The organism is Sphingopyxis sp. LC363, assembly GCF_000756385.1.
GTDB lineage: Bacteria > Pseudomonadota > Alphaproteobacteria > Sphingomonadales > Sphingomonadaceae > Sphingopyxis.
On the sequence record NZ_JNFC01000012.1, the window covers coordinates 62,913 to 84,887 of the forward strand.

General features: G+C 67.4%; 16 protein-coding genes. 11 read left to right on the forward strand and 5 right to left on the reverse strand.

The window, feature by feature from the left end; translation table 11 throughout:
* The first annotated feature begins 16 nt into the window (after positions 1-16).
* From FG95_RS05735 to FG95_RS05785, 11 genes are all read left to right on the forward strand, one after another.
* On the forward strand, positions 17-2,200 hold the full coding sequence (locus FG95_RS05735; RefSeq protein WP_037554605.1) for a chondroitinase-B domain-containing protein: 2,184 nt from the start codon (positions 17-19) through the stop codon (positions 2,198-2,200).
* Positions 2,197-4,359: a heparinase II/III domain-containing protein gene (locus FG95_RS05740; RefSeq protein ID WP_037554606.1), complete on the forward strand. Its 2,163-nt coding sequence runs from the start codon at positions 2,197-2,199 to the stop codon at positions 4,357-4,359. The genes FG95_RS05735 and FG95_RS05740 overlap by 4 nt, the downstream gene beginning before the upstream one ends.
* Positions 4,356-5,639: an MFS transporter gene (locus tag FG95_RS05745; protein ID WP_037554607.1), complete on the forward strand. Its 1,284-nt coding sequence runs from the start codon at positions 4,356-4,358 to the stop codon at positions 5,637-5,639. The genes FG95_RS05740 and FG95_RS05745 overlap by 4 nt, the downstream gene beginning before the upstream one ends.
* Positions 5,640-5,652: 13 nt before the next feature.
* Complete coding sequence (locus FG95_RS05750; RefSeq protein WP_037554608.1) at positions 5,653-6,405, forward strand: SDR family NAD(P)-dependent oxidoreductase; 753 nt, start codon at positions 5,653-5,655, stop codon at positions 6,403-6,405.
* Entirely contained in the window at positions 6,405-7,244 is an 840-nt protein-coding gene (locus FG95_RS05755; RefSeq protein WP_037554609.1) for a rhamnogalacturonan acetylesterase, read from the forward strand. The genes FG95_RS05750 and FG95_RS05755 overlap by 1 nt, the downstream gene beginning before the upstream one ends.
* 115 nt (positions 7,245-7,359) lie before the next feature.
* Complete coding sequence (locus FG95_RS05760) at positions 7,360-10,218, forward strand: TonB-dependent receptor (RefSeq protein WP_052182129.1); 2,859 nt, start codon at positions 7,360-7,362, stop codon at positions 10,216-10,218.
* Positions 10,219-10,226: 8 nt separating this feature from the next.
* The gene (locus tag FG95_RS05765; RefSeq protein WP_161786534.1) at positions 10,227-11,114 is read left to right on the forward strand and encodes an alpha/beta hydrolase; all 888 of its coding nucleotides are present in this window, start codon (positions 10,227-10,229) and stop codon (positions 11,112-11,114) included.
* Positions 11,115-11,196: 82 nt separating this feature from the next.
* Positions 11,197-11,943 (forward strand): FadR/GntR family transcriptional regulator, encoded by a 747-nt coding sequence (locus FG95_RS05770; protein WP_037554610.1) that lies wholly within the window; start codon positions 11,197-11,199, stop codon positions 11,941-11,943.
* On the forward strand, positions 11,943-12,722 hold the full coding sequence (locus FG95_RS05775) for a 2-keto-4-pentenoate hydratase (RefSeq protein WP_037554612.1): 780 nt from the start codon (positions 11,943-11,945) through the stop codon (positions 12,720-12,722). Before FG95_RS05770 ends, FG95_RS05775 begins: the two co-directional genes overlap by 1 nt.
* Positions 12,719-13,738, forward strand: coding sequence for a sugar kinase (locus tag FG95_RS05780; protein WP_052182131.1), 1,020 nt, complete (start codon positions 12,719-12,721; stop codon positions 13,736-13,738). The genes FG95_RS05775 and FG95_RS05780 overlap by 4 nt, the downstream gene beginning before the upstream one ends.
* 101 nt (positions 13,739-13,839) lie before the next feature.
* The gene (locus FG95_RS05785; RefSeq protein ID WP_037554613.1) at positions 13,840-14,160 is read left to right on the forward strand and encodes a DMT family transporter; all 321 of its coding nucleotides are present in this window, start codon (positions 13,840-13,842) and stop codon (positions 14,158-14,160) included.
* A 73-nt stretch (positions 14,161-14,233) separates the two neighbouring features.
* On the opposite strand, the gene nagE is transcribed toward FG95_RS05785, so the two are convergent.
* From nagE to FG95_RS05810, 5 genes are all read right to left on the reverse strand, one after another.
* Positions 14,234-15,913, reverse strand: a complete 1,680-nt coding sequence (nagE, locus tag FG95_RS05790; RefSeq protein ID WP_037554614.1) for an N-acetylglucosamine-specific PTS transporter subunit IIBC — start codon at positions 15,911-15,913, stop codon at positions 14,234-14,236.
* Positions 15,913-18,402, reverse strand: a complete 2,490-nt coding sequence (gene ptsP / locus FG95_RS05795) for a phosphoenolpyruvate--protein phosphotransferase (RefSeq protein ID WP_200880156.1) — start codon at positions 18,400-18,402, stop codon at positions 15,913-15,915. Before ptsP ends, nagE begins: the two co-directional genes overlap by 1 nt.
* A gap of 46 nt (positions 18,403-18,448) precedes the next feature.
* Positions 18,449-19,615 carry an N-acetylglucosamine-6-phosphate deacetylase gene (nagA, locus tag FG95_RS05800; protein ID WP_052182132.1) on the reverse strand — a complete coding sequence of 389 codons (1,167 nt, stop codon included), beginning with the start codon at positions 19,613-19,615 and terminating at the stop codon, positions 18,449-18,451.
* Positions 19,612-20,643 carry an SIS domain-containing protein gene (locus FG95_RS05805; protein ID WP_037554615.1) on the reverse strand — a complete coding sequence of 344 codons (1,032 nt, stop codon included), beginning with the start codon at positions 20,641-20,643 and terminating at the stop codon, positions 19,612-19,614. The genes nagA and FG95_RS05805 overlap by 4 nt, the downstream gene beginning before the upstream one ends.
* 95 nt (positions 20,644-20,738) lie before the next feature.
* On the reverse strand, positions 20,739-21,821 hold the full coding sequence (locus tag FG95_RS05810; protein ID WP_037554790.1) for an acyltransferase family protein: 1,083 nt from the start codon (positions 21,819-21,821) through the stop codon (positions 20,739-20,741).
* Positions 21,822-21,975: the final 154 nt, after the last annotated feature.

Here is a 21,975-nt window from a genome sequence, read left to right on the forward strand (position 1 = left end):
GATTCTAACGATAGTGATGTTGGCATCGACGGCGCATCCCGCGTGGGCGCGCGACCTGCTCGTGGCCGATCAGGCGCAATATAAGGCGGCGGTCAAAAAGGCGCAGCCGGGCGACGCGATTGTCCTCGCCGAAGGCGAGTGGCGCGATTTCCAGATCGTCTTCACCGGCACCGGCACCGCCGCCAAGCCGATCGCGCTGACCGCTGAGACCAAGGGCAAGGTGCTGATCACCGGCCAGTCGAACCTGCGCATCGGCGGAAAGCATCTTCTCGTTTCGGGTCTCGTCTTCAAAAATGGCGCGAGCCCGACCCGCGAAGTCATCAGCTTCCGCCGCGATTCCAAAACGCTCGCCACCGACAGCCGAATTACCGAGACTGTCATCGACGGCTTCAGCAAGGCCGACCGCCGCGCCGAGGATATTTGGGTCGCGCTTTACGGCACCGGCAACCGCGTCGATCATTCGCATTTCGAGGGCAAGACCAACGCCGGCGTGACGCTCGCGGTGATCCGCCGCGCGGGCGACCCGCTCGATAACGGCCACCGCATCGATCACAATTATTTCGGCCCGCGTCCGCCGCTGGGATCGAACGGCGGAGAGACGATCCGCATCGGCACCAGCGAGGAATCGCTGTCCGACAGCCATACGATCGTCGAACGCAACATCTTCGACCGGACGAGTGGCGAGGTCGAGATCGTCTCTGTCAAGTCGGGCGGCAATATCATCCGCGAAAATCTGGTGCTCGAAGCGCAGGGTGCCTTCGTGCTCCGCCACGGCAACGGCAATCTCGTCGAGCGCAACATCTTCTTCGGCAAGGGCGTGCCCGACACCGGCGGCGTGCGCGTGATCAACCGCGATCAGATCGTGCGCGACAATTATTTCGAAGGGCTCGCGGGCAGCTCGTTCAAAAGCGCGATCACCGTGATGAACGGCGTGCCCAATTCGGTGATCAACCGCTATCATCGGGTCGCGAACGCGCGGATCGAGCGCAACAGCCTCATCGACGTCGCGCGCATCACCCTGGCGGCGGGCGCCGACGCCGAACGTTCGGCGCCGCCCGTGGACAGCAAATTCGAGCGCAATCTGATCGTCGGCTCCAAGGGTGCGGACCCGTTCCGCGCCGAAGGCGAAATCGGCGGCATCGCCTTCGCGGGCAATGTTCAGACGAAGGTCGCGAAGCCCTTGCCGAGCGCCGGGGTCGAGCAGCGCGACATGACGCTCGAACGCGCCGCCAATGGCTTGCTCTATCCGACCGAGCCCGCGCTCGCCGCCGTCGGCGCGCCCCGCGACCTCGAACCCGTCACCCGCGAAGAGGTCGGCGCGAACTGGTATCGCGGCGATGCTCCGGAGGCGGCGTTCGGCGCCGGCGCCACACGGCCGATCGCGGCGGGCGCCTCGCTCGCAGAGGCGGTCGCCGATGCGAAGGCCGGCGACACGCTGGCGCTCGCGACGGGCACCTACGACATCGCCGCGCCGCTGACGGTGCAGAGCCGGCTGACCATCGCAGGTGCCAAGGATGCGAAGCCCGTGCTGCGCGTCGCGTCGAGCCTCGCGCGGATCGCGAGCGGCGGCGGGTTGCGGCTCGAAAATCTGGCGGTGGACGCTAGTGCATCGCCCGGCGACGGCGCGCTGATCGCGGTCGGCGCTGGCATCGCCCCCAATTACTGCATCGCGCTCGACCGCGTGTCGGTGCGCGGCCCGGGCAAGGGCAGCCTCGACGGCATCGTCATGGCGCCCGGCACCTTCGCCGACGATGTGACGATCACGAACAGCGATTTTTCCGCAATGGGCGTCGTCGTCTCGGGTACCGGCGAGCAGGAACCAAAGGGCTGGTATCCGATGGAACGCCTGACGATCAGCGGCAGCCGCTTCGCGAGCGTCGCGATGGTCGCCGACCTCTTGCGCAAGGGCAGTGACGAAAGTACCTTCGGCCCCTGGTTTTCGATGACGGGTTCGAGCGTCGCCAATAGCGGTGCGGGCGGCGCGTCGCTGCGCGTCTCGGGCGCGCAACACACCGACATCGCGCAGAACAGCTTCGCCAAGTCGGACGGCATCGTCGTCATCCATTCGGTCGGCGCGCCCGAAACGCGCATCGCATCGAACGCCTTCGCCGCGACCCCCGCGCCGCGCATCGAGGAACTGGCGTGGAAAGGCCCGCCGCGCGGGCAGCTGATCGGTAATGTCGTGGAGGCGCGCCGATGACCCGCACCCTCGCGCTCCTGCTCGCCGCCGCGACGCTGCCGGCGGTCCCCGCCGCCGCGCAGACCCCGCCCGCCGCTTCGGCACAGGCTTTCGCACCGCTCTTTGCGGCCGAGGTCGAACGCGCGCGGCGCGACGTCGATGCGTCGATCAAGGCGGGCATCAACGTTCCGGTGCCGAAGGATCCCGGCGGCGGCTTCACCCACGAGCAGCACAAGCGCAATTACCGCATCATTTTCGAGGGCGGCCAGCTCTTTCGCCTGACCGGCGAGGCGCGCTACCGCGACCATGTTCGCGATCTTTTACTCGCTTATGCCGACCTCTATCCGGGGCTCGGGCCGCATCCCGCGGCGTCGAACCAGGTGCCGGGACGCCTCTTCTGGCAGAGCCTCAACGACAGCGTCTTCCTCGTGAACGCGGTGCAGGGCTATGCTCAGATCCGCGAGGCGCTCTCCGCCGACGAGCGCAAGCGGATCGACGACAATGTGATCCGCCCGATGGCGCGCTTCCTGTCGGACGAGTCGCCCGAGGTCATCAACCGCATCCACAATCACGCGACCTGGGCCGCGGCCGGCGTCGGCCTGTCGGGCTATCTGCTCGGCGACCGCGACCTCGTCGACAAGGCGCTGCTCGGGCTTGACAAGAGCGGCAAGGCAGGATTCCTCCGCCAGCTCGATCTGCTCTTTTCGCCCGACGGCTATTATGCCGAAGGGCCCTATTATCAACGCTATGCGTTGCAACCCTTTGTCGTCTTCGCGGCAGCGATCGCGGCGAATGATCCCGACCGCAAGATTTTCGAATATCGGGGCGGCATCGTCCTGAAAGCGATCCGCACCGCGATCGACCTGACGCACGATGGCTTTTTCCTCCCGATCAACGACGCGATGCCCGACAAGAGCCTGCGCACCGAGGAACTCTACCACGCCGTTGCCATCGCCTATGGCGCCACCAAGGATCCGGCCTTCCTGTCGATCGCCGACTGGCAGGGCCGCACCGTGCTGACCCCGGCGGGGCAGGCGATGGCCGCCGATCTTGCGGCGGGCAAGGCGAAGCCCTGGCCCTTCGCCTCGCGGCTGCTGTCCGACGGCCCCGACGGCAAGGGCGGCGCGCTCGTGCTGCTGCGGACCAAGAGTGATCCCGCCGGCCCGCTGCTCGTTGCCAAGAATACGGTGCAAGGCATGGGGCACGGCCATTTCGACCGGCTCGGCTGGCTCTATTATGACGAGACCGGCGCGGTCGTGACCGACTATGGCGCCGCGCGCTTCCTCAATGTCGAGGCGAAGCGCGGCGGGCGCTATCTCCCCGAAAACGACAGCTGGGCGAGCGCGACGATCGCGCACAACACGCTTGTCGTCGATGAGCAAAGCCACTTCGCAGGCGACTGGAAAGCTGGAGAAAAATCCGGAACGCGCCAGCTCGCCGCATCGCTCGAAGGCCCCACCCGCTACACGATCGGCGAAATCGACAGCGCATACAAGGATGTCGCAATCCGCCGCGCGCTGCTGCTGATCGAGGTCGACGGCCTCGCCAATCCTCTGACGCTCGATATCCTCCACGGAACTGGCAGCGGCAGGCATGTCTATGACCTGCCGCTGCATTTTTCGGGGCATATCATCGACAGCGACATCGCGTTCGACCGCAATCTCGCCGAGCGGCCGGTGCTGGGGAAGGCGAACGGCTATCAGCACCTGTGGGTCGACGGGACGGGAACCAAGGCGGGCAAGGCGCGGCTGACATGGATGCAGGGCAGCCGCTTCTATAGCTATCATATGCTGCCGCCCGCGGGCGCAAGCTTCATCCTCGCCGAAAGCGGCGCGAACGATCCCGAGTTCAACCTGCGCCGCGAACCCGCGCTGATTCAGCGCGTCGACGGCGCCGCGGACGCGACCTTCGTCAGCCTGCTCGAACCGCACGGCGCCTACGACGCCGCGGCCGAGACGGTCGTCGCGAGCAGCGCGCGTGTCGCGGCGCTTGAGCATCGCAAGGAAAAGGGCGTCGATCTCGTCCTCGTCACTCTCGTCGACGGCCGCCGCATCGCTATCGCGGTCGCCGACGACGTTGCCGCCAATGCGAAGCACAGCCTCGCCATAGGCGAACAAACCCTCGCTTGGACCGGCCCCGTCGGCCGCCTCGACCTCGCCAAGACCGGAGCGAAGAAATGAGCAATATCAAGGGCCGCTTCCGCTGGTGCGTCATCGCGCTGATCGCGCTCGCAACCGTCATCAATTACATCGACCGCAACGCGCTCGCCGTGATGTGGCCCGAGGTGTCGAAGGACATCGGCGCCACCAAGGAAGATTACGCGCTGCTCGTGACGATCTTCATGATCTTCTACGCCTTCGGCCAGTCGCTGTTCGGGCGCATCTTCGACGCGATCGGCACGCGGATGGGTTTCACCCTTTCGATCGTCATCTGGTCGCTGTCGATCGCCGCCCACGCCCTCGTGCGCTCGATGACGCTGCTCATGGTCCTGCGCGCCACATTGGGAGTCAGCGAGGCGGGTAACTGGCCCGGCGCCGCAAAAGCGAACGCGCTGTGGTTCCCGTCGCGCGAACGCGCGCTGGCGCAGGGCATCTTCAATGCCGGCGCCTCGCTCGGCGGCATCATCTCGGCGCCGCTGATCGCCTTGCTCTTCGTCCAGTTCGGCTGGCACGGCACCTTCCTGCTCATCGGCGTGCTCGGCTTCATCTGGCTCGTGCCCTGGCTCTGGTTCTACAAGGCCGATCCCGACAAGCATCCGGGGCTCAGCGAAGAAGAGCGGCAATATATCCTGACCGGCCGTACCGAGGCGGGCCGCGACGACGGCCGGCGCGTGCCGCTCGGCGAACTGCTCCGCTATCGCCAGAGCTGGGGCGTCATCCTGTCGCGCTTCTTCCTCGACCCCGTCTGGTGGCTCTTCGTGTCGTGGCTACCGATCTATCTCGCCGAAACCTTCGGCTTCGACGTCAAGCAGATCGGCCTCTTCGCCTGGGTGCCCTTCGTCGGCGCGATGCTCGGCAGCCTGTTCGGCGGCTGGTTCGCAGGAAGGATCATCACCGGCGGCGGCGGCGTGCACAAGGCGCGCACGCTCAGCATCGCGATCGGCTGCGCGATCATGCTCCCCGCGCTGCTCTTCACCATCGGCGCGAGCGATCCCTTGACCGCGGTGCTGCTCATCGCGTGCATCCTCTTCGGTTTCCAGATGGCGATCGGCAACATCCAGACGCTGCCGAGCGACTATTTCGGCGGCGGCGCGGTCGGCAGCCTCGCGGGGATCAGCGGCACCGCGGCGGTCGCGGGCACGCTGATCACGACCTGGCTCGTGCCGGTACTCACCAAGACGAGCTACGCGCCGATCTTCGCGCTCTCCGCGGCGATCGTCCCGATCTCATTCCTGTGTTTCTGGCTGGTCGGCGGTCGCGTCGAACCGGTCGCCACCCAACCCACCCACAATCAAGAATAAGGAAATGCACCACATGACTCTCCAGGGCAAAACCGCGCTCGTCACCGGCGGCGGCCGCGACATCGGCCGCTCGGTCTCGATCGCGCTCGCGCGCGCCGGGGTGCGCGTCGCGATCAACTATAACAGCGGCCGCGAAGCCGCCGAGGAAACGCTCCGGACGATCAAGGACGCGGGGGGTGACGCCTTTCTGATTCAGGCCGATGTCACCGACAGCAACGCCGTCCGGGCGATGCTCGACGAGGTCGGCGCCCGCTTCAGCGGCCGGCTCGATATCCTCGTCAACCTCGCGGGCGGCATGGTCGCGCGCAAGACGCTGAGCGAGATGGACGAGGATTTCTTCGATCATGTCATGACGCTCAACCTCAAATCGGCCTTCCTCGTCCTCCAGGCGTCGCAGCCCTTCCTTGGCGAAGGCTCGGCGGTGGTAAACGTCTCGTCGCTTGCCGGCCGCGACGGTGGCGGCCCCGGCGCGTCGGTCTATGCGACCGCGAAAGGCGCGCTGATGACCTACACGCGTTCGATGGCGAAGGAACTCGGCCCGCAGGGCATCCGCGTCAACGCCGTCTGCCCCGGCCTGATCGGCACCAGCTTCCACGACATCTTCTCGAAGCCCGAGGGGCGCGCCGCGACCGCGAACAACACCCCGCTCCGCCGCGAAGGCCATCCCGACGAGGTCGCCGACACGATCGTCTATCTCGCGTCGCCCGCGGCGAGCTTCCTCGCGGGCGTCTGCCTCGACATCAACGGCGGGCTGGCCTTCTCGTGATGCGCCGGCTTCTCGCAACCGCGGCCTGCCTCCTGATCGCGAGCGGCGCACAGGCTCAAACCCGTGAGCGCACCGACGCGCCGCCGCTCGAGCCATACAAGATCATCCTCGTCGGCGACTCCACGATGGCGCCGCACAGCGGCTGGGGCGGGGCGTTTTGCGCGCACCATGTCAAATCGTCGGTCGCGTGCCTCAACACCGGGCGTGGCGGGCGTTCGACGCGCAGCTACCGACAGGAAGGCAGCTGGGACATCGCGCTCGCCGAGGCGAAGGTGCCGGGCTATCGCGGCACCTGGGTGCTGATCCAGTTCGCGCACAACGACCAGTCGTCGAAGTCCGAGCGCTGGACCGACGAGACGACCGAATTTCCCGCCAACCTTCGCCGCTTCGTCGAAGAGGTGCGGGCGGCGGGCGCCACCCCGGTGCTCGTCACCCCGCTGACGCGCCGCGAGTTCAAGGACGGCAAGCTGAAGAACACGCTCGCGAGCTGGTCGGACCAGATTCGCGGCGTCGCCAAGGCGATGGACGTGCCGCTCGTCGACCTCAATGCGCTCAGCGCGGCACAGGCGCAGGAGATGGGCGCCGAGACGGCGACCAAGCTCGCGCAGGAACCGCCGACGGCCGAAGAACTCGTCGCCGCGAAAGCGGGAACGACGCTGGCCGCGCGCCCGGCGCCGCCTCCGCCCCCGCCGATCGCCGGCGACGGTGCGCGCGGGCAGGTGACGCGCAAGTTCGACTATACGCACCTCGGCAATGTCGGCGCCGAAGTCACCGCCAAGCTGGTGACGCAGGCGCTTGCCCGTGCCGTGCCGGACCTTCGGAGCCAGCTCGTCCGCTGACGAATAGTGTATGGCAAAATGGACTAACCAATCGTCCATACACAATGGTTGACAATCATGCTGCAATGTTCGACAGCATTGGTCAGAACAGAATCGATTTCTTGGGAGAGACGAAGTGAATTCTCGTAATCAAATCCGTGCGCGTTCGCTCCGCGCCGTCTTGCTGGCGGGTGCGGGCTCGACATTGCTCGCCGCCGCGATGCCCGCGGTGGCGCAGGACACGGCCCCCGCCGCGCAGGACGAAGAGGACGCGATCGTCGTCACCGGGATTCGCGAGACGATCCAGAATTCGATCAACACCAAGCGCGAGGAGACGGCGATCGTCGACGCGCTCTCGGCCGATGACATCGGCGACCTTCCCGCGCTGTCGGTCGGCCAGGCGATCCAGACGATCACCGGCGCGACGACGCACCGCGAAAAGGGCGACGCCTCCGAAATCGCGTTGCGCGGCCTCGGCCCCTTCCTCTCGAACGCGACCTTCAACGGCCGCGACGCGACCAACGGCAGCGGCGACCGCTCGGTGAACTTCAACCAGTTCCCGTCCGAACTCGTCAACAATATCAAAATCTACAAGACGCAGCAGGCGGACCTCGTTGAGGGCGGCGTCGCCGGCACGATCGAGATCGGGACGCTGCGCCCGCTCGACTTCGGCAAGCGCCGCATCCAGGCCGAGGTCAAGGCGCAGTACAACCCCTATGGAGACCGCATCGTCGGGTCGGGCGGCATCGGCTGGCGCGGGACGCTGAGCTATGTCGATCAGTTCGCGAACGACACGATCGGCATCGCGATCGGCGTCCAGCGCAACGACACCAACAACCCCGAGGAAACCTATGCCGCCAGCAGCACCTGGGTCGCGTGCCGCGCCGACAATGCCTCCAGCGGCAATTGCAGCGAACTCGCGCGCGAGGATTACGGCCAGGATCCCTATTATCTCGTCCCCAACTCCTACATCTTCCGCCAGATCAGCGAGACCGACAAGCGCGATGCCGCGTTCGGCGCGATCCAGTGGCGCCCCTCGGACCGGCTCAACGTCAATCTCGACGTCCAATATTCGGACCGCACTTTTGTCGAAAGCCGCCGCGACCTTACGATTTCGGAGGCGCGGCGCGGCCTGGCCAACGTCGAATATGACGAAAACGGCATCGTTCGTTATCTCGAAGGGTCGAGTTCGCTCGAATCGAACGGCTCCGAACTGTCGCGTTCGGAAGAATATCTCGGCGGAGGCCTGTCGGTCGAATGGATGCCGAACGACCGGCTGACGCTGACCTTCGACGGCAGCTATTCGCGCACGATCCGCAAGGAGATCGAACGCAATTTCCGCCTGCGCACCGACCGGAACGACCTCAACGGCGATCGCACGCCGGTGGGCGACCAGCGCGTCCCCTATATCTACGAACTCGCGCCGGGCAGCTTCGTGCCCACAATCACGATCGACCCGCGCTTCGACCTCAATAACCATGATCTCTTCTGGGACGACGCCCGCCTGCGCCGCGACGAGAGCAAGCGCCACAACGAGATCATCGCGGGGCGCTTCGACGCCGCATATGAGCTCGACGGCTTCCTCAGCCGGATTTCGGCGGGCGCGCGCTGGTCCGAACTCACCTTTCGCGACTACGACCTGCGCAACGAGGCTTTCGAGCTGACATCGGATATCGACGAAGAGCGGGCGATCAACAACCAGTGCCGCCAGGCCTTCCCGCAGACCGGTTATCTGTCGGCGGCCGAGGGCAACAACATCCACAGCTGGGCGACCTTTGACGTCGACTGCATATTCGGCGGATATCTGGGCACTGTGGATCCGGGCTTGCCCGACGAGCTCCGCGCGGCCGCCAATCGCGACGTCACCGAACGCACGCTCGCGGGCTATGTGATGGCCGAATATGACGCCGATCTGGGCAATATGCCCGTCCGCGGCAATTTCGGCGTCCGCGTCGTCAAGACCGACGTCACCTCGAACGGGCTGCGCAGCGACCTCGTCCTCGTCCCCGATGACACCGACCCCGGCCGGTTCACGCTCGAAGAAACCAGTGATTTCCAGACGGTGCGGATCGAGAGCAGCAGCACACGCATCCTGCCGAGCGTCAATGCGATCTTCGAGGTCGCGCCCGACACGCTGGTGCGCGTCGCGGGCTATCGCGCCATGTCGCGCCCCAATCCCAGCGCGCTCGGCGCCGGCCGCACCTTCACACTCGGCGACGGCGACGATGGCGGCTTCACCTCGATCGAGGAAGCCATCGACAATGTCCGCGCCAACGGTAGCCCACGCCTCAAGCCGCTGATGTCGTGGAACGCCGACGCCGCGATCGAATGGTATCCGAACAAGGACAGCCTCCTGTCGGCAACCGTCTACTACAAGCAGTTCAACGGCGGCTTCCAGCCGGTGGTCTATAACGAGGATTTCACGATCAACGGCGAAACCGTGACGGTGCCGGTCACCCAGACGCGCAACAGCCCCGACAAGTCGCGCATCTACGGTCTCGAACTCACCGCCGCGACGCGCTTCAGCTTCCTGCCCAAGCCGCTCGACGGTCTCGGCGCCAAGGTCAGCTACAATTACGCCGATTCGAACTTCGAAACGCAGGATATCCGGCTCGGCGACGAATATGATCCGGAAACCGAAACGGTGACGCCGGGCCTCATCGCGCCCGCTGGCCTTTCGGGCTATTCGAAGCATGTGTTATCGGCGCAGGCCTATTACGACATCGGGCCGGTGTCGCTGCAGGCGATCTACAATTACCGCAGCAAATATTTCCAGGACTTCGTCGGCGGCAATAGCCAGCTGCGCTATGTCGGGCCCAGCGAAACCCTCGATTTCCGCGCATCGCTCGCGCTGATGCCCGGTGTGTCGCTGCGGTTCGAGGCGCTGAACCTCTTCAACGAGCCCAAGGCGACCTATATGCCCGTCTACGGCAGCAGCCGCCAATATCATTATTACGGATCCAAATATTTCATCGGCCTGCGGGCCCGGATCTAGGCGGCAAGGTGCGCACTCTGTTCGCCTTGTTATCGGTCGCGGCTGCAGCGCCCGCCGCTGCGACCGATGCGGTCGAACTCGCGCAAATCGACCGGGACGTCGTATACCGGACGGTGGAAGGAACGGCGCTGCACCTCGACGTCTATCGCCATGCGGACAGCGTCGCTGCGCCGGGCCCGGTGTTGGTTCACTTCCATGGCGGCGGCTGGGCGCGCGGCGCGCGGCCCGCCGACTGGGCGGGGTTTCGTCCTTATCTGGCGGCGGGCTTATCGCTGGTGACGGTGCAATATCGCCTCGCTGGCGAGGCGCGCGCGCCGGCCGCCGTGCAGGATGCGCGCTGCGCGCTCCACTGGGTCGCCGCCAACGCTGCCCGGCTGGGCTTCGATCCCGACCGTGTCATTGTGACCGGAACCTCGGCGGGGGGGCATCTGGCGCTCATGGCGGGCCTGCTACCCGCGGCAAATGATATCGACAGCGCCGAATGCCGCGCTGCTCCCGCGGCGGCGGCGATCCTCGATTTCTATGGACCGGCCGACCTGACCCGTATCGCGTCGCCGTCGGGCGCGCGGCATCCTACCGTCGCGAACTGGATCGGCGACGAAGCCGAAGCTGCGGTAACCGAGCGGGCGATGTCGCCGGTCGCCTGGCTTGCCAAGGACAGTCCGCCGGTCTTTATCGTGCATGGCGATGCCGACCCGGTGGTGCCCGTCGCCCAGTCGATCGAACTCAAGCGCCGCCTCGACGCGCTGGCGGTCCCGTCCGAATTGTTCGTCGTGCGCGGCGGCGGTCACGGCAAATTTACGCCCGAACGCCAAGCCGAAGTGTCGAGGCGGGCGATCGCTTTCCTGTGTGGCCGCAAACTGTTGGTCGCATCGGCTTGTGCAGCGAAAAATTGATGCGCCGCGCGACGACCCACTTCAAACTTGTCATACCAAATTGTATGACCGTACCCGCAATCATGCGGGGAGACGATTGAATATGGCCGAACGCCGCCTTTTCGAGGATGTCGCCGATACGATCCGGCGCCTGATTCTCGACGGAACCTATCCGCCGGGAACGCGACTGCCCGGCGAGCGCGAGCTGTCCGAGCGGTTCGAGGTCAGCCGGGTGACGATCCGCGAGGCCGAGATCGCGCTGCAGGCGACGGGGTGGATTCATATCCGCACCGGCGCGGGCGCCTATGTCGAGGCGGTGCTGCCCGGCGACAATGCGATCCTGCCCAAGGTCAGCGCCTTCGAGCTGACCGAAGCGCGCTCGCTGTTCGAGGCCGAGGCGGCGGCGCTCGCGGCGCCGACGATTTCGAGCGAGACGCTCGAAAAGCTCGACGAACTGCTCGTGGCGATGGCCGACGACAGCAAGAGCGAGGAAGAGATCAGCGCGATCGACCGCGAGTTTCACATGACGATCGCCGCCGCGTCGAGCAACAAGGCGATCATCCATGTGATCGAGAGCCTGTGGCGGATGCGCATGGAATTGCCCGAAGTGCGCAGCAGCCATTCGCTCGTCTGCCGCAAGGACGGCGCCGCGCGCCAGGCCGAGCACGCCGATGTCGTCGCGGCGCTGCGCAACCGCGACGCGACCGGCGCGCGGCTCGCGATGCGGCGCCATTTCAACCGCCTGCTCGAATCGATGCTCGACGAGACCGAGGAACGCGCGATGGTCGAACTGCGGCGCCAGTCGGCCGAAAGTCGCCAGCGTTATCTGCTGAGCGCAAAACTCGCCTGATGCCCGATACCCCCGATCCGGTTGCGGCGCTGCTCGCCGCGCGCCTTTCGGGGCAGGCGCTTCCCGCCTTTCCCACGCCGGTTCCCGCGACGCTGGCCGAAGCCTATGATGTGCAGCAGCGGCTGACCGCGGCGCTCGGCGCGCCGGTGCTCGGCTGGAAGGTCGGCCGCATCCCGCCCGCGCTCGTCGAAACGCTCGGTGCCGAGCGCGTCGCGGGCCCCGTGCTGCGCGTCGCCGAACTCGACGGAGACAGGCCGGGCGAGGTCCTTATCTTCAGGGACGGCGCGGGCGCGATCGAGTCCGAGGTGATGCTGCGCCTCCGCGCGGTGCCCGACCGACGCGTGACCGCGGGCGACGGCGCCCGCTGGGTCGACGAGATCCGCGCGGGGTTCGAGGTCGCAAGCTCGCCCGCACCTGACGTCCATAACCACGCCCCCTATGGCATCATCGCCGACATCGGCATCAACAACGGCCTGCTGCTCGGCCCGCAGCTCGATCACGGCGATTTCGCCACGCTCGGGGTCGAAACGCAAATCGACGGCGTGGCGGTCGGCAGCGGGCGGGCGATCGACGTGCTCGACGGCCCGTGGGGCGCGCTCGATTTCCTCGCCGACCTCCATCGCCGCGGCGTCATCGAACTCAATCGCGGGCAATGGATTTCCGCTGGCGCGATCACCGGGGTCCACCCGATCGCCATCGGCCAGACCGCAACCGCCCGTTTCGGCGCCGCCGCCACCATCGCCTGCACCGCCGCCGCCGAAACCGGATTCCACGCATGATCGCTCCGCCCCGCAGCATCGCCTGTTTCGGCGAAATCGTCATGCGCGTCTCGGTTCCGGCGGGCGAACTGCCGCTGCAATCGGCGCGCTTCGGCGCGCACGTCGGGGGCGCCGAGGCGAATGTCGCCGTCGCGCTCGCGGCGCTCGGCCGTGCTACCGCGATGATCAGCGCGGTCCCCGAAGGTCCGATCGGCGACGGGGTCATGGGCGAACTGCGCCGTCATGGCGTCGATACGACGTCGGTGCGCCGCCCCGCGGGCCGCATGGGCCTCTATTACCATCTTCCCGGCGGCCCGATGCGCCCTGCCGAGGTCGTCTACGACCGCGCCGGCTCAGCCTTTGCGGCGGCCAGCCGCGACGACTGGGATTGGGACCGCTTGCTCGACGGCATCGACTGGCTGCACGTCTCGGGCGTCACGCCCGCGCTGGGGCCGGACAGCGCCGCCGCGACGCTCGCAGCGGTCACGCGTGCCCGCGCCGCCGGGATCGGCGTGTCGTTCGACGGCAATTGGCGCGGGCGTCTGTGGGAACGCTGGCAGCCCGACCCGGCGTCGATCCTGAAACCGATCGTCGCGCAGGCGACCTTGCTTTTCGGCAATCATCGCGACGCGGGGCTGCTGCTGGGCCGCGAATTTTCGGGCGAGGGCGAAGACCGGCGGCGCGAGGCCGCGCTGGCGCTGTTCGATCAATTCCCCTCGCTCGAACATATCGCCTCGACCGCCCGCGAAATCCTCGGCACCGACGCCCACCGGATCACCGCGCGCGTCGATACGCGGGACGACCATGGCGCGAGCGACCCCACCCTCATCACGCCGGTGATCGACCGGGTCGGGACCGGCGACGCCTTCGCGGCGGGCGTTCTCGACGGCCTGTGGAGCGGTAAGAGCCTCGCCGATGCGGCGACGCACGGCCTTGCGCTCGCGGCGCTCAAACATGGGCTGCACGGCGATTTCGCGCCCTTCGCGCGGTCGGTGCTGGACCGTGCGTCCAGTGCCGCACAGGATATTGCGCGCTAGGGTTCGCAACGGTAGAGACTCCCGACGGAGGCCACGTCCTCGCCCGGCTATGCCGGGTTCTCAAGTCCGGGACGGCCCGGCAGCTCGATAAGGAGGCTGCCATGGCCTGGATATATTTGACGATCGCCGGAATTTTCGAAGTCGTGTGGGCTTTCTCGATGAAGCAGTCCGAAGGCTTCACGCGCCCGGGCGCGACCGCCGTCACCATCGCCGCGATGATCGTGAGTTTCGCGCTGCTCGCGCTGTCGATGAAATCGCTGTCGCTCGGCACCGCCTATACGATCTGGACCGGGATCGGCGCCGTCGGCGCGTTCCTCGTCGGCATCTTCATCCTCGGCGAACAGGCGAACGCGATGCGGATCGTCGCCGCGCTGCTGATCGTCAGCGGCCTCATCCTGATGAAGCTGTCGTCGACTGCGTGAGCGACGCCCGCCGGGCTTTCGAAGAAAACACGGCGAGCGCCAAGGGCAAACGGCGGGAAGACCGCCGCCCTGTTCAGATCAGGATATGACAGACGTCGGGCGCGGGCCGGACGAGCCCGCGCGTCAACCGCGCCAGCGCGCCTTCGTCGACCTGCGCCGCGTCGGCGAGTTCGACCCGGTAGCGGCCGTGGAGCGCGCGGACCGAACGCACATTCGCGGCGCCGCCAAGCGCACCGGCCAAATCGTCGGGTAGCGTCGCATCCGCGCCGCTCCCGCTCGCCGCGGGGGCAGGGGCCGCGATAGCAGTCCCGCCGCCGGCTAGCGCGCCGCGGATTTCCTCGGCGACCAGATCGGCGACCGGGCCCAGAACGACCTGCGCCGCATTTTCCGACGGCCGGATGATGCCGCGCGCGCCGAGCGCGGTCAGCGCCGCGTCGTCGACCGTCGATTGATCGGCGACGATCAGGCGCAGGCGCGTCGTGCACGCGTCGACGCTGACGAGATTCGCCGCACCGCCGAGCGCCGCGACAAAGGCTTCGCCGCGCGCGCCTCCCGTCGAAACGGTTGACGCCTCGGCGGCCTCGCCGCGCTCGCGTCCCGGTGTCGTCAGGTCGAACCGGCGGATGAAGAAGCGGAACAGGCCATAATAGAGCAGCGCGTAAACTGCGCCGACCGGCAGCAGCATCCACGGCCGCGTCGCGAGGCTGAAATTGAGCACATAGTCGAACAGCCCCGCCGAAAAGCCGAAGCCGAGCCGGATGTCGAGCGCGTCCATCAGCGCCATCGACACGCCCATCAGCAGCGCGTGGATCGCATAGAGCAGGGGCGCGACGAACATGAAGGTGAACTCGATCGGTTCGGTCACCCCGGTCAAAAAGCTGGTGAGCGCCAGCGAAAGCAGCATCCCGCCGACCGCCTTGCGCCGCTCGGGCCGCGCCTCGTGATACATGGCGAGGCACGCGGCGGGCAGACCGAACATCATCACCGGGAAAAAGCCCGACATGAATGCGCCGGCGGTCGGATCGCCCGCGAAGAAGCGGCGGAGATCACCGGTCGCGCCCGCGAAATCGCCGACGACGAACCAGGCGGCATTGTTGATGATATGGTGCAATCCGGTGACGATCAGCAGCCGGTTGAGCACGCCATAGACGAACAGGCCCGCGCCGCCGCTTTCGACGACGGTGCGGCTCGCGGCGTCGATCGCGCCGCTGATATGCGCATAGCCATAGCCGATCACCGCCGCGAGCAGCAGCCCGGCAACCCCGCTTGCGATCGGTACGAAGCGCCGCCCCCCGAAGAAGGCGAGATATTCGGGCAGGGCGATCGCCGCGAACCGGTTATAGAAATTGCCGCCGATCAATCCGGACAGGATGCCGGTCGGCACTTCAAGCTTGTCGATCTGCGTCAGCGCCCAGTTCTTGCCTGCCAGCGCCGCCGCCGCCTCGGGCCATCCGGCGCCGAGGTCAGCCGGCGCGGTCATGAAGGTCTGCGCGCCGGTCGTCGTGACGAGATAGCAGACGACCCCCGCGAGCGCCGCGGCGCCATTGCCGTCGCGCGCAAAGCCGACCGCGACGCCGATCGCGAACAGGATACCCAGATTCTCGAAGATCGCCGCGCCCGCCGCCGAGATGAAGGCGATGTCGAGCAGGTCGGGCTGGCCGATGCGCAGCAGCAGGCCGGCGATCGGCAGCACCGCGATCGGCAGCATCAGCGCGCGACCCAAGGGCTGGAGCGTTTCGAGTATCTTGCGCATCACCGTGTCTCCTCGAACGCGCGGGCGAGCGCGCGCACCTCCGCCGCCGACTTGCATTGCAGCGCCAGCGCCGCATGCGCTTGCGCCTCGGGCAGTGAGAGCCCGCGCACGATCTGTTTCGCCTCGGCGACGAATCCCGGCACCGCCGACAATTCGGTGACGCCCAGCCCGATCAGGATCGGCAGCGCTGCGGGATCGGACGCGAGCCCGCCGCACACGCCGACCCAGCGCCCGTGGACGGCGGCAAGGCGGCAGGTTTCGCCGATCATCCGCAGCACCGCGGGGTGCATCGCGTCGGCCCCCGCGGCGACCGCCGGATTGCCGCGGTCCATCGCGAGCACATATTGGGTGAGGTCGTTGGTGCCGATCGACAGGAAATCGGCCTCGGCGGCGAGCAGGTCGGCGGTCATCGCCGCGGCGGGGGTTTCGACCATCACCCCGACTTCGACCGGCGCCGCGATCCCCATCTCGCCGCGCAGCCTCTCGACCACCGCGCGCACCTGGCGCAGCTCATCGAGGCTCGCGACCATCGGGATCATGATCTTGCATTGCCCGGCGGGTTCGATGCGCAGGATCGCGCGAAGCTGCGTTTCGAGGAGGTCGGGCCGTGCGAGCGCCACACGAATGCCGCGCTGGCCCAGCGCCGGATTTTCCTCGGCGTCGAACGGGATATAGGCGGCGGGCTTGTCGCCGCCGATGTCGAGCAGGCGGACGATCACCGGCCGCTCCGCCAGCGCGTCGGCGATCCCCTGATAGGCGGCGTGCTGTTCATCCTCCGACGGCGCGGTGTCGCGATCGAGGAAGAGAAACTCGCTGCGCACGAGGCCCGATCCTTCGGCGCCTTGCGTCGCGGCCGCTCGCGCTTCGTCGACGCTGCCGACATTGGCGAAGATTTCGATGCGCGTGCCGTCGGCGCTGTGGCAGGCGTCCTTCGCCGCCGCCTGTGCCGCTTCGCGCCGCGCGTCGCGCTTCGCAAGCCGCGCGGTAAAGGCGTCGGTGCCGGCGGCCGACGGCGCCGCCGTGACATGACCCAGTTCGGCATCGAGCAGCAGCGGTGTGCCCTCCGCAATCTCGTCGAGCGCGTCGCCCATTGCGACGAGGGAAGGCAATCCCATGCCCGCACAAAGGATCGCGACGTGCGACGTCGGGCCGCCGCGCCGGAGGCAGATCCCGGCAGGCTTCTGCGCCGCCAGCGCCACGAGCTGCGACGGCAACAGGTCCTCGGCAACGACGATCACACCCGCCGCAATATTCGCCCCGTCGAGCGGTGTCCCGGTCAGCACGGCGAGCATCTGCCGCTCGATGTCGATCAGGTCGTCGATGCGCTCGATCAAATGGGCGTTGCCCGTCGCGCGGATCGCGTCGATCTGGTCGTGGATCGCGCCGCGCCACGCGAAACCGGCGCTGTTCCCCGCTGCGATCCGGCCCTCGGCCGCCGCAATCAGTTCTGGATCGTCGATCAAGGCCAGATGCGCCTGCATCACCGATGCGACGCTGCCGCTCGCGCCGTCGGCGCGCGCGGCAATCATCGCGCGGACCTCTTCGCGCGCCGCCAGCAACGCCGCGCGTTCCTCGGCCGCCCCGGCGCCTTCGCGCGCAACGGCGATCTCCGTCTGCCGCAACCGCGCGGCGGGTCCCATGGCCAGGCCGGGCGAGGCGATCACGCCGCCGATCTGTCCCGCGCGCAGCGGACTGGCAGCAGTCGCGGGCAGAGGCGCGACGACCGCCGCCGCCGCTTCGCCCATATCGGTCGCGAGCAATGCGACGAGCGCCGCGAGCGCCGCTTCGGCGTCGTCGCCGCGCGCCTGCACGACGATCTCGTCGCCGAACGCGGTGCCCAGCGCGAGCAGCGCGACCGTGCTCCGCGCATCGCCGCGCTTGTCGCCCTTCACCAGATGCACGTCGGCCTCGAAGCCGCGCGCCGCTTCGCCGATCCGCGCGGCGGGGCGTGCGTGAATCCCGTGCGGCAGCGACAGCGTCACCGCCTGCTCGACCAAAATTCCGTCATCGGACCGGCGGCGCGCTTCGGCCTGCACCGGGACGAGCGTCATCAGCGCCTCGCATGCGCCGATCGCGGCATCGGTCGTCCGGCGGCCGATCGCAAAAGCCTCGGCGTTGGTCACGATCACCGGCGTGATCAGGCTCGTCGCGGCCAGCGCGACCGCGTCGAGGTCGAAACGGATCAGCGGATCGCCGCGCGCCACCGTATCGCCGATCGCCACCAGCGGCGTGAAGCCTTCGCCCTTCAGCATCACCGTATCGAGCCCGATATGGATCAGGACCTCGGCGCCCTCGGCGCTGCGCAGCGACACGGCGTGGCCGGCCTCGTGCAGCGTCACCACCTCGCCGTCGAACGGCGCGACGACGGTATCGCCGAGCGGCTGGATCGCGACCCCGTCGCCCATCATCCGCTGGGCAAAGACCGGGTCGGGAACGTCGTCCAGCGTCGTCGCCCACCCTCGAAGCGGAGAGGTGATGATCAGGCCCATCGATATAATCCCCAAAACGTCCGCCGCTTATGATGCGGCTTGCGTATCATTGCGCGGCCTGGAAATGGCCCCATGCGGTTTCCGAAACAATCGCGCCGCCGATCCACGTCGCGCGCGGAGCGAGACCGGCATCGAGCCACACCCAGTCGGCGCGTTGTCCAGCCGCGATTGCCCCGATGCGCTCCTCCAGCGACAGGAAGGCCGCGGGCGTCGCGCTCGCCATCGCCGACACGTCGGGCACCGGCAGCCCGGTGACCTCGACCGTCTTGCGTAGCGCCGACGCCATGTCGAGATGCGTGCCCGCGAGCGTGCCGTCCTCGAAAATGCAGACGCCGTCCTTCACCGCAATGCGCTTGCCCTGCAGCGTGAATTCGCTCACGTTGGTGCCGACGCTCGGCATCGCGTCGGTGACCAGCATGATGCGCTCCTTGCCCTTGGTCCGCACCGCCAGGCGCACCACCGCAGGGTGCAAATGGACATCGTCGACGATCAGCCCGCAATAGGTGTCCGAATCGAACGCCGCGCCGACCGCGCCGGGATTGCGATGGCGCAGCGGCGACATCGCGTTGAACAAATGGGTAAAGCCCGACAATCCCGCGGCGATCGCGCGCCGCGCCTCGTCATAGGTCGCGTCGCTGTGCCCCGCACTGACGATCACCCCGTGGCGGACGAGGGTGCGGATATCCTCTTCGTCGCACAGTTCGGGGGCGAGCGTCAGCATCACGCGCCCGCGGTGCGGCGCGGTGAGCGTCGCCAATATTCCGGTATCGAGCCGCCGGATGCGATGCGCCTCGTGGATGCCGCGCTTCACCTCGTTGATGAACGGCCCTTCGATATGGATGCCGACGACGCCCGGCACCCCCTGCTCGATCGCGGCGTCGACCGCCGCGAGCGCGGCGGCGATCTGCGCGGGCGTGTCGCTGATCAAGGTCGGCAGGAAAGCGGTGGTGCCGAAGCGCGCATGCGCGGCGCCGATCGCCGCGATCGCTTCGACATCGACCTGATCGTTGAACAATACGCCGCCGCCGCCGTTGACTTGCGTGTCGACGAAGCCGGGCAGCAGCCAGCCGCCTTCGAGGTCGACCGCGCGGTCCGCCGCCGTATCGCCCGGCGCGGACACGGTGGTGACGGCGCCGCCTTCGACGGCGATGTCCGCCGCGTCGACGGCGCCGCCCGGCAGTGCGACCCGGCCGTTGTGGAAACGAACGATCATAAAGTCTCGGTAACCTTGTTGAGATGCGGTGGCGAGTCGGGGTCGCAGCCGCGCGCGAGCGCCAGCCTGCTTGCCATGCGGTAAAAGCTCTGGATCATCAGCACGGGCTCGATCGCCGGATGCGCGGCGATGACGGGCAGGTCGCCGCCGGGATCGGCGAGCAGCACCGTCGCGCCGCGCCCGCGGAACTCGGCGGCCGCGTCGCGCACGCTCGCCGCCGCACGGTCGGTGCCGCCGAACGCCAGCACATGAAAGGCATCGCCGACGATCGCCATCGGCCCGTGGCGCACTTCGGCGGCGCTGAAACTTTCGGCATGGAGCGCCGAGGTTTCCTTGAACTTGAGCGCGGCCTCCTGCGCGACGCCGAGCCCATAGCCGCGCCCGAGCACGAACAGGTTGGTCGCTTCCCGAAACGCCGCGACCGCGGGCGACCAGTCGAGCGCGAAGGCCTGCGCAAGCTGGCCGGGCAGGGCGGTCAGCGCCGCGTCGAGCGCATCATCCTCGGCCCATGCCGCGACGAGCGCAGCGATGGCGGCGAGTGAGGCGATATAGGATTTGGTCGCCGCGACCGATCGTTCGACCCCGGCGGAGAGCGGGATCACCACGTCGGCGAGCCCCGCAAGCGGCGATCCCTCGGCATTGACCAGCGCGACGACGAAGGCGCCGGCGTCGCGCTGCTGCTCGACCGCCGCCAGCAGGTCGGGACTCTTGCCCGACTGCGACACCGCAAGGCACAGGCGATTCCCGGCAACCGCCGGCGCGTCGTAGAGCGACGCGATCGACAGCGCGGCCGACGCGGTCGGCGTCCCGGTCATCGTCTCGATCAGATATTTGGCATAAGTCGCCGCATGGTCCGACGACCCGCGCGCGCAGGTCACCACCGCGACGGGCGGCGCGCCGCGCAGCCGCCGCCCGATCGCGGCGAAGGCGTCGCGATTGGCGTCCAGCATCGTGGCGACGGCCGCGGCTGCTTCCCCGGCTTCCTGCTCCATCAGCGTTATTCGTCCGTCTGTCGCGGCGTTCGGCATCGTCCATCACTTTCCGGATCGGGCGACGCGACGCCGCTCGATTATTGGTATTATATAGGTTATATAGGTCTTATCAAGAGGTATGTTCGGCCGGATCAGATTTTGATGATCCAGCCCTTGCGGCGCAGCCATTCCATCGCACCCCAGATCAGCAGCATATAGAGAAGGATGGAGATGAGCGACGCGACCGGATCGCCCAGTGTCTCGCGCAGCGCGCGAAAGGGCGCCAGCAGCAGGTCCCATGTCACCACGCCCGCCGTCACTTGGTGCAGCGTATAGGCCGCGATCGCATTGGCGCCGAACGCCAGCATCGCGGTCGCGGCCATCCCGGGCTTGCGGCCTTCGCGGTCGAGTAAATGATGCAGCAGCGCGAGCGCCAGCACGGTGATGCCGCTGGTGACGAGCACGAAGCTGCTCGACCAGATATCCTTGACCATCGGGAAGGCGAGGCTCCAGCCGCTGCCGGCGACCAGCATCGCGGCGCCGATCGTCGCGAGTTGCCGCGCCGCGGGACCTTGGCGGCGGATCAGCAGTTCGCCGATCGCGACGCCGATCAGTCCTTGGGCAATGGCGGGCAAGGTGCCCAATATCCCCTCGGGATCATAGCCTTCGGGTCCCTTCACATAGAGGTGATTGCCGAGCAGCAGCCGGTCGACCGAAGCGACGAAATTGTGCCCACGCCCCCAGATGTCGGTCGCGAGCCCGTCGAGCGAGGGGAGCAGCGCGAGCGGCCAGTAGAGCGCGAGGATCGCCGCCGCGACGATCAGCCGCGCGCGCGGCCCCGCGAGCAGGAACAGGATCGCGCAGGCGCAATAGACGAGCCCGATGCGCTGAAGCACCCCGAACAGCCGCCAGTCGCCCGACGCGAAGCTGGTGAACCAGTAAAGATTGCTGAGGATGAAGCCCAGCAGCAGCAGGCGGCCGGTGCGGCCGAAGATATGCCGGCGCTGCGCCGAATCGAGCTTCGCATCGCGCATCGAAAAGGGGATGGCGACGCCCACCATCGTCAGAAAACCCGGAAAAACCAGGTCGGCGAGGGTGAGCCCGTCCCAGCTCACATGCAGCAGCATTGGCGCGACATTTGCCTCCGCGCCATATTTCATCGCCGCGGCCGAATTCACCAATATCATCCCGGCGACGGTGAGCCCCCGCAGCACATCGAGTGAAATCAATCGCATGGCCATTTCCTCCCCGGTCGCCATCGCCCCCTCGGGCGGCATCCTGACGCTGCCATAAATTTGCAATGGACAGCGCGCTGGATTTGTAGTCTATTGGTAATATTCCAAGGACGCAATTGGTCTTATAGAGATTGTGGGAAGGCAATCTGGACCG

Coding starts and splice junctions, on each gene's coding strand:
- FG95_RS05735 (WP_037554605.1), top strand. CDS start 17: ATGTTGGCATCGACGGCGCATCCCGCGTGGGCGCGCGACCTGCTCGTG.
- FG95_RS05740 (WP_037554606.1), top strand. CDS start 2,197: ATGACCCGCACCCTCGCGCTCCTGCTCGCCGCCGCGACGCTGCCGGCG.
- FG95_RS05745 (WP_037554607.1), top strand. CDS start 4,356: ATGAGCAATATCAAGGGCCGCTTCCGCTGGTGCGTCATCGCGCTGATC.
- FG95_RS05750 (WP_037554608.1), top strand. CDS start 5,653: ATGACTCTCCAGGGCAAAACCGCGCTCGTCACCGGCGGCGGCCGCGAC.
- FG95_RS05755 (WP_037554609.1), top strand. CDS start 6,405: ATGCGCCGGCTTCTCGCAACCGCGGCCTGCCTCCTGATCGCGAGCGGC.
- FG95_RS05770 (WP_037554610.1), top strand. CDS start 11,197: ATGGCCGAACGCCGCCTTTTCGAGGATGTCGCCGATACGATCCGGCGC.
- FG95_RS05775 (WP_037554612.1), top strand. CDS start 11,943: ATGCCCGATACCCCCGATCCGGTTGCGGCGCTGCTCGCCGCGCGCCTT.
- FG95_RS05780 (WP_052182131.1), top strand. CDS start 12,719: ATGATCGCTCCGCCCCGCAGCATCGCCTGTTTCGGCGAAATCGTCATG.
- FG95_RS05785 (WP_037554613.1), top strand. CDS start 13,840: ATGGCCTGGATATATTTGACGATCGCCGGAATTTTCGAAGTCGTGTGG.
- nagE (WP_037554614.1), bottom strand. CDS start 15,913: ATGCGCAAGATACTCGAAACGCTCCAGCCCTTGGGTCGCGCGCTGATG.
- ptsP (WP_200880156.1), bottom strand. CDS start 18,402: ATGGGCCTGATCATCACCTCTCCGCTTCGAGGGTGGGCGACGACGCTG.
- nagA (WP_052182132.1), bottom strand. CDS start 19,615: ATGATCGTTCGTTTCCACAACGGCCGGGTCGCACTGCCGGGCGGCGCC.
- FG95_RS05805 (WP_037554615.1), bottom strand. CDS start 20,643: ATGCCGAACGCCGCGACAGACGGACGAATAACGCTGATGGAGCAGGAA.
- FG95_RS05810 (WP_037554790.1), bottom strand. CDS start 21,821: ATGCGATTGATTTCACTCGATGTGCTGCGGGGGCTCACCGTCGCCGGG.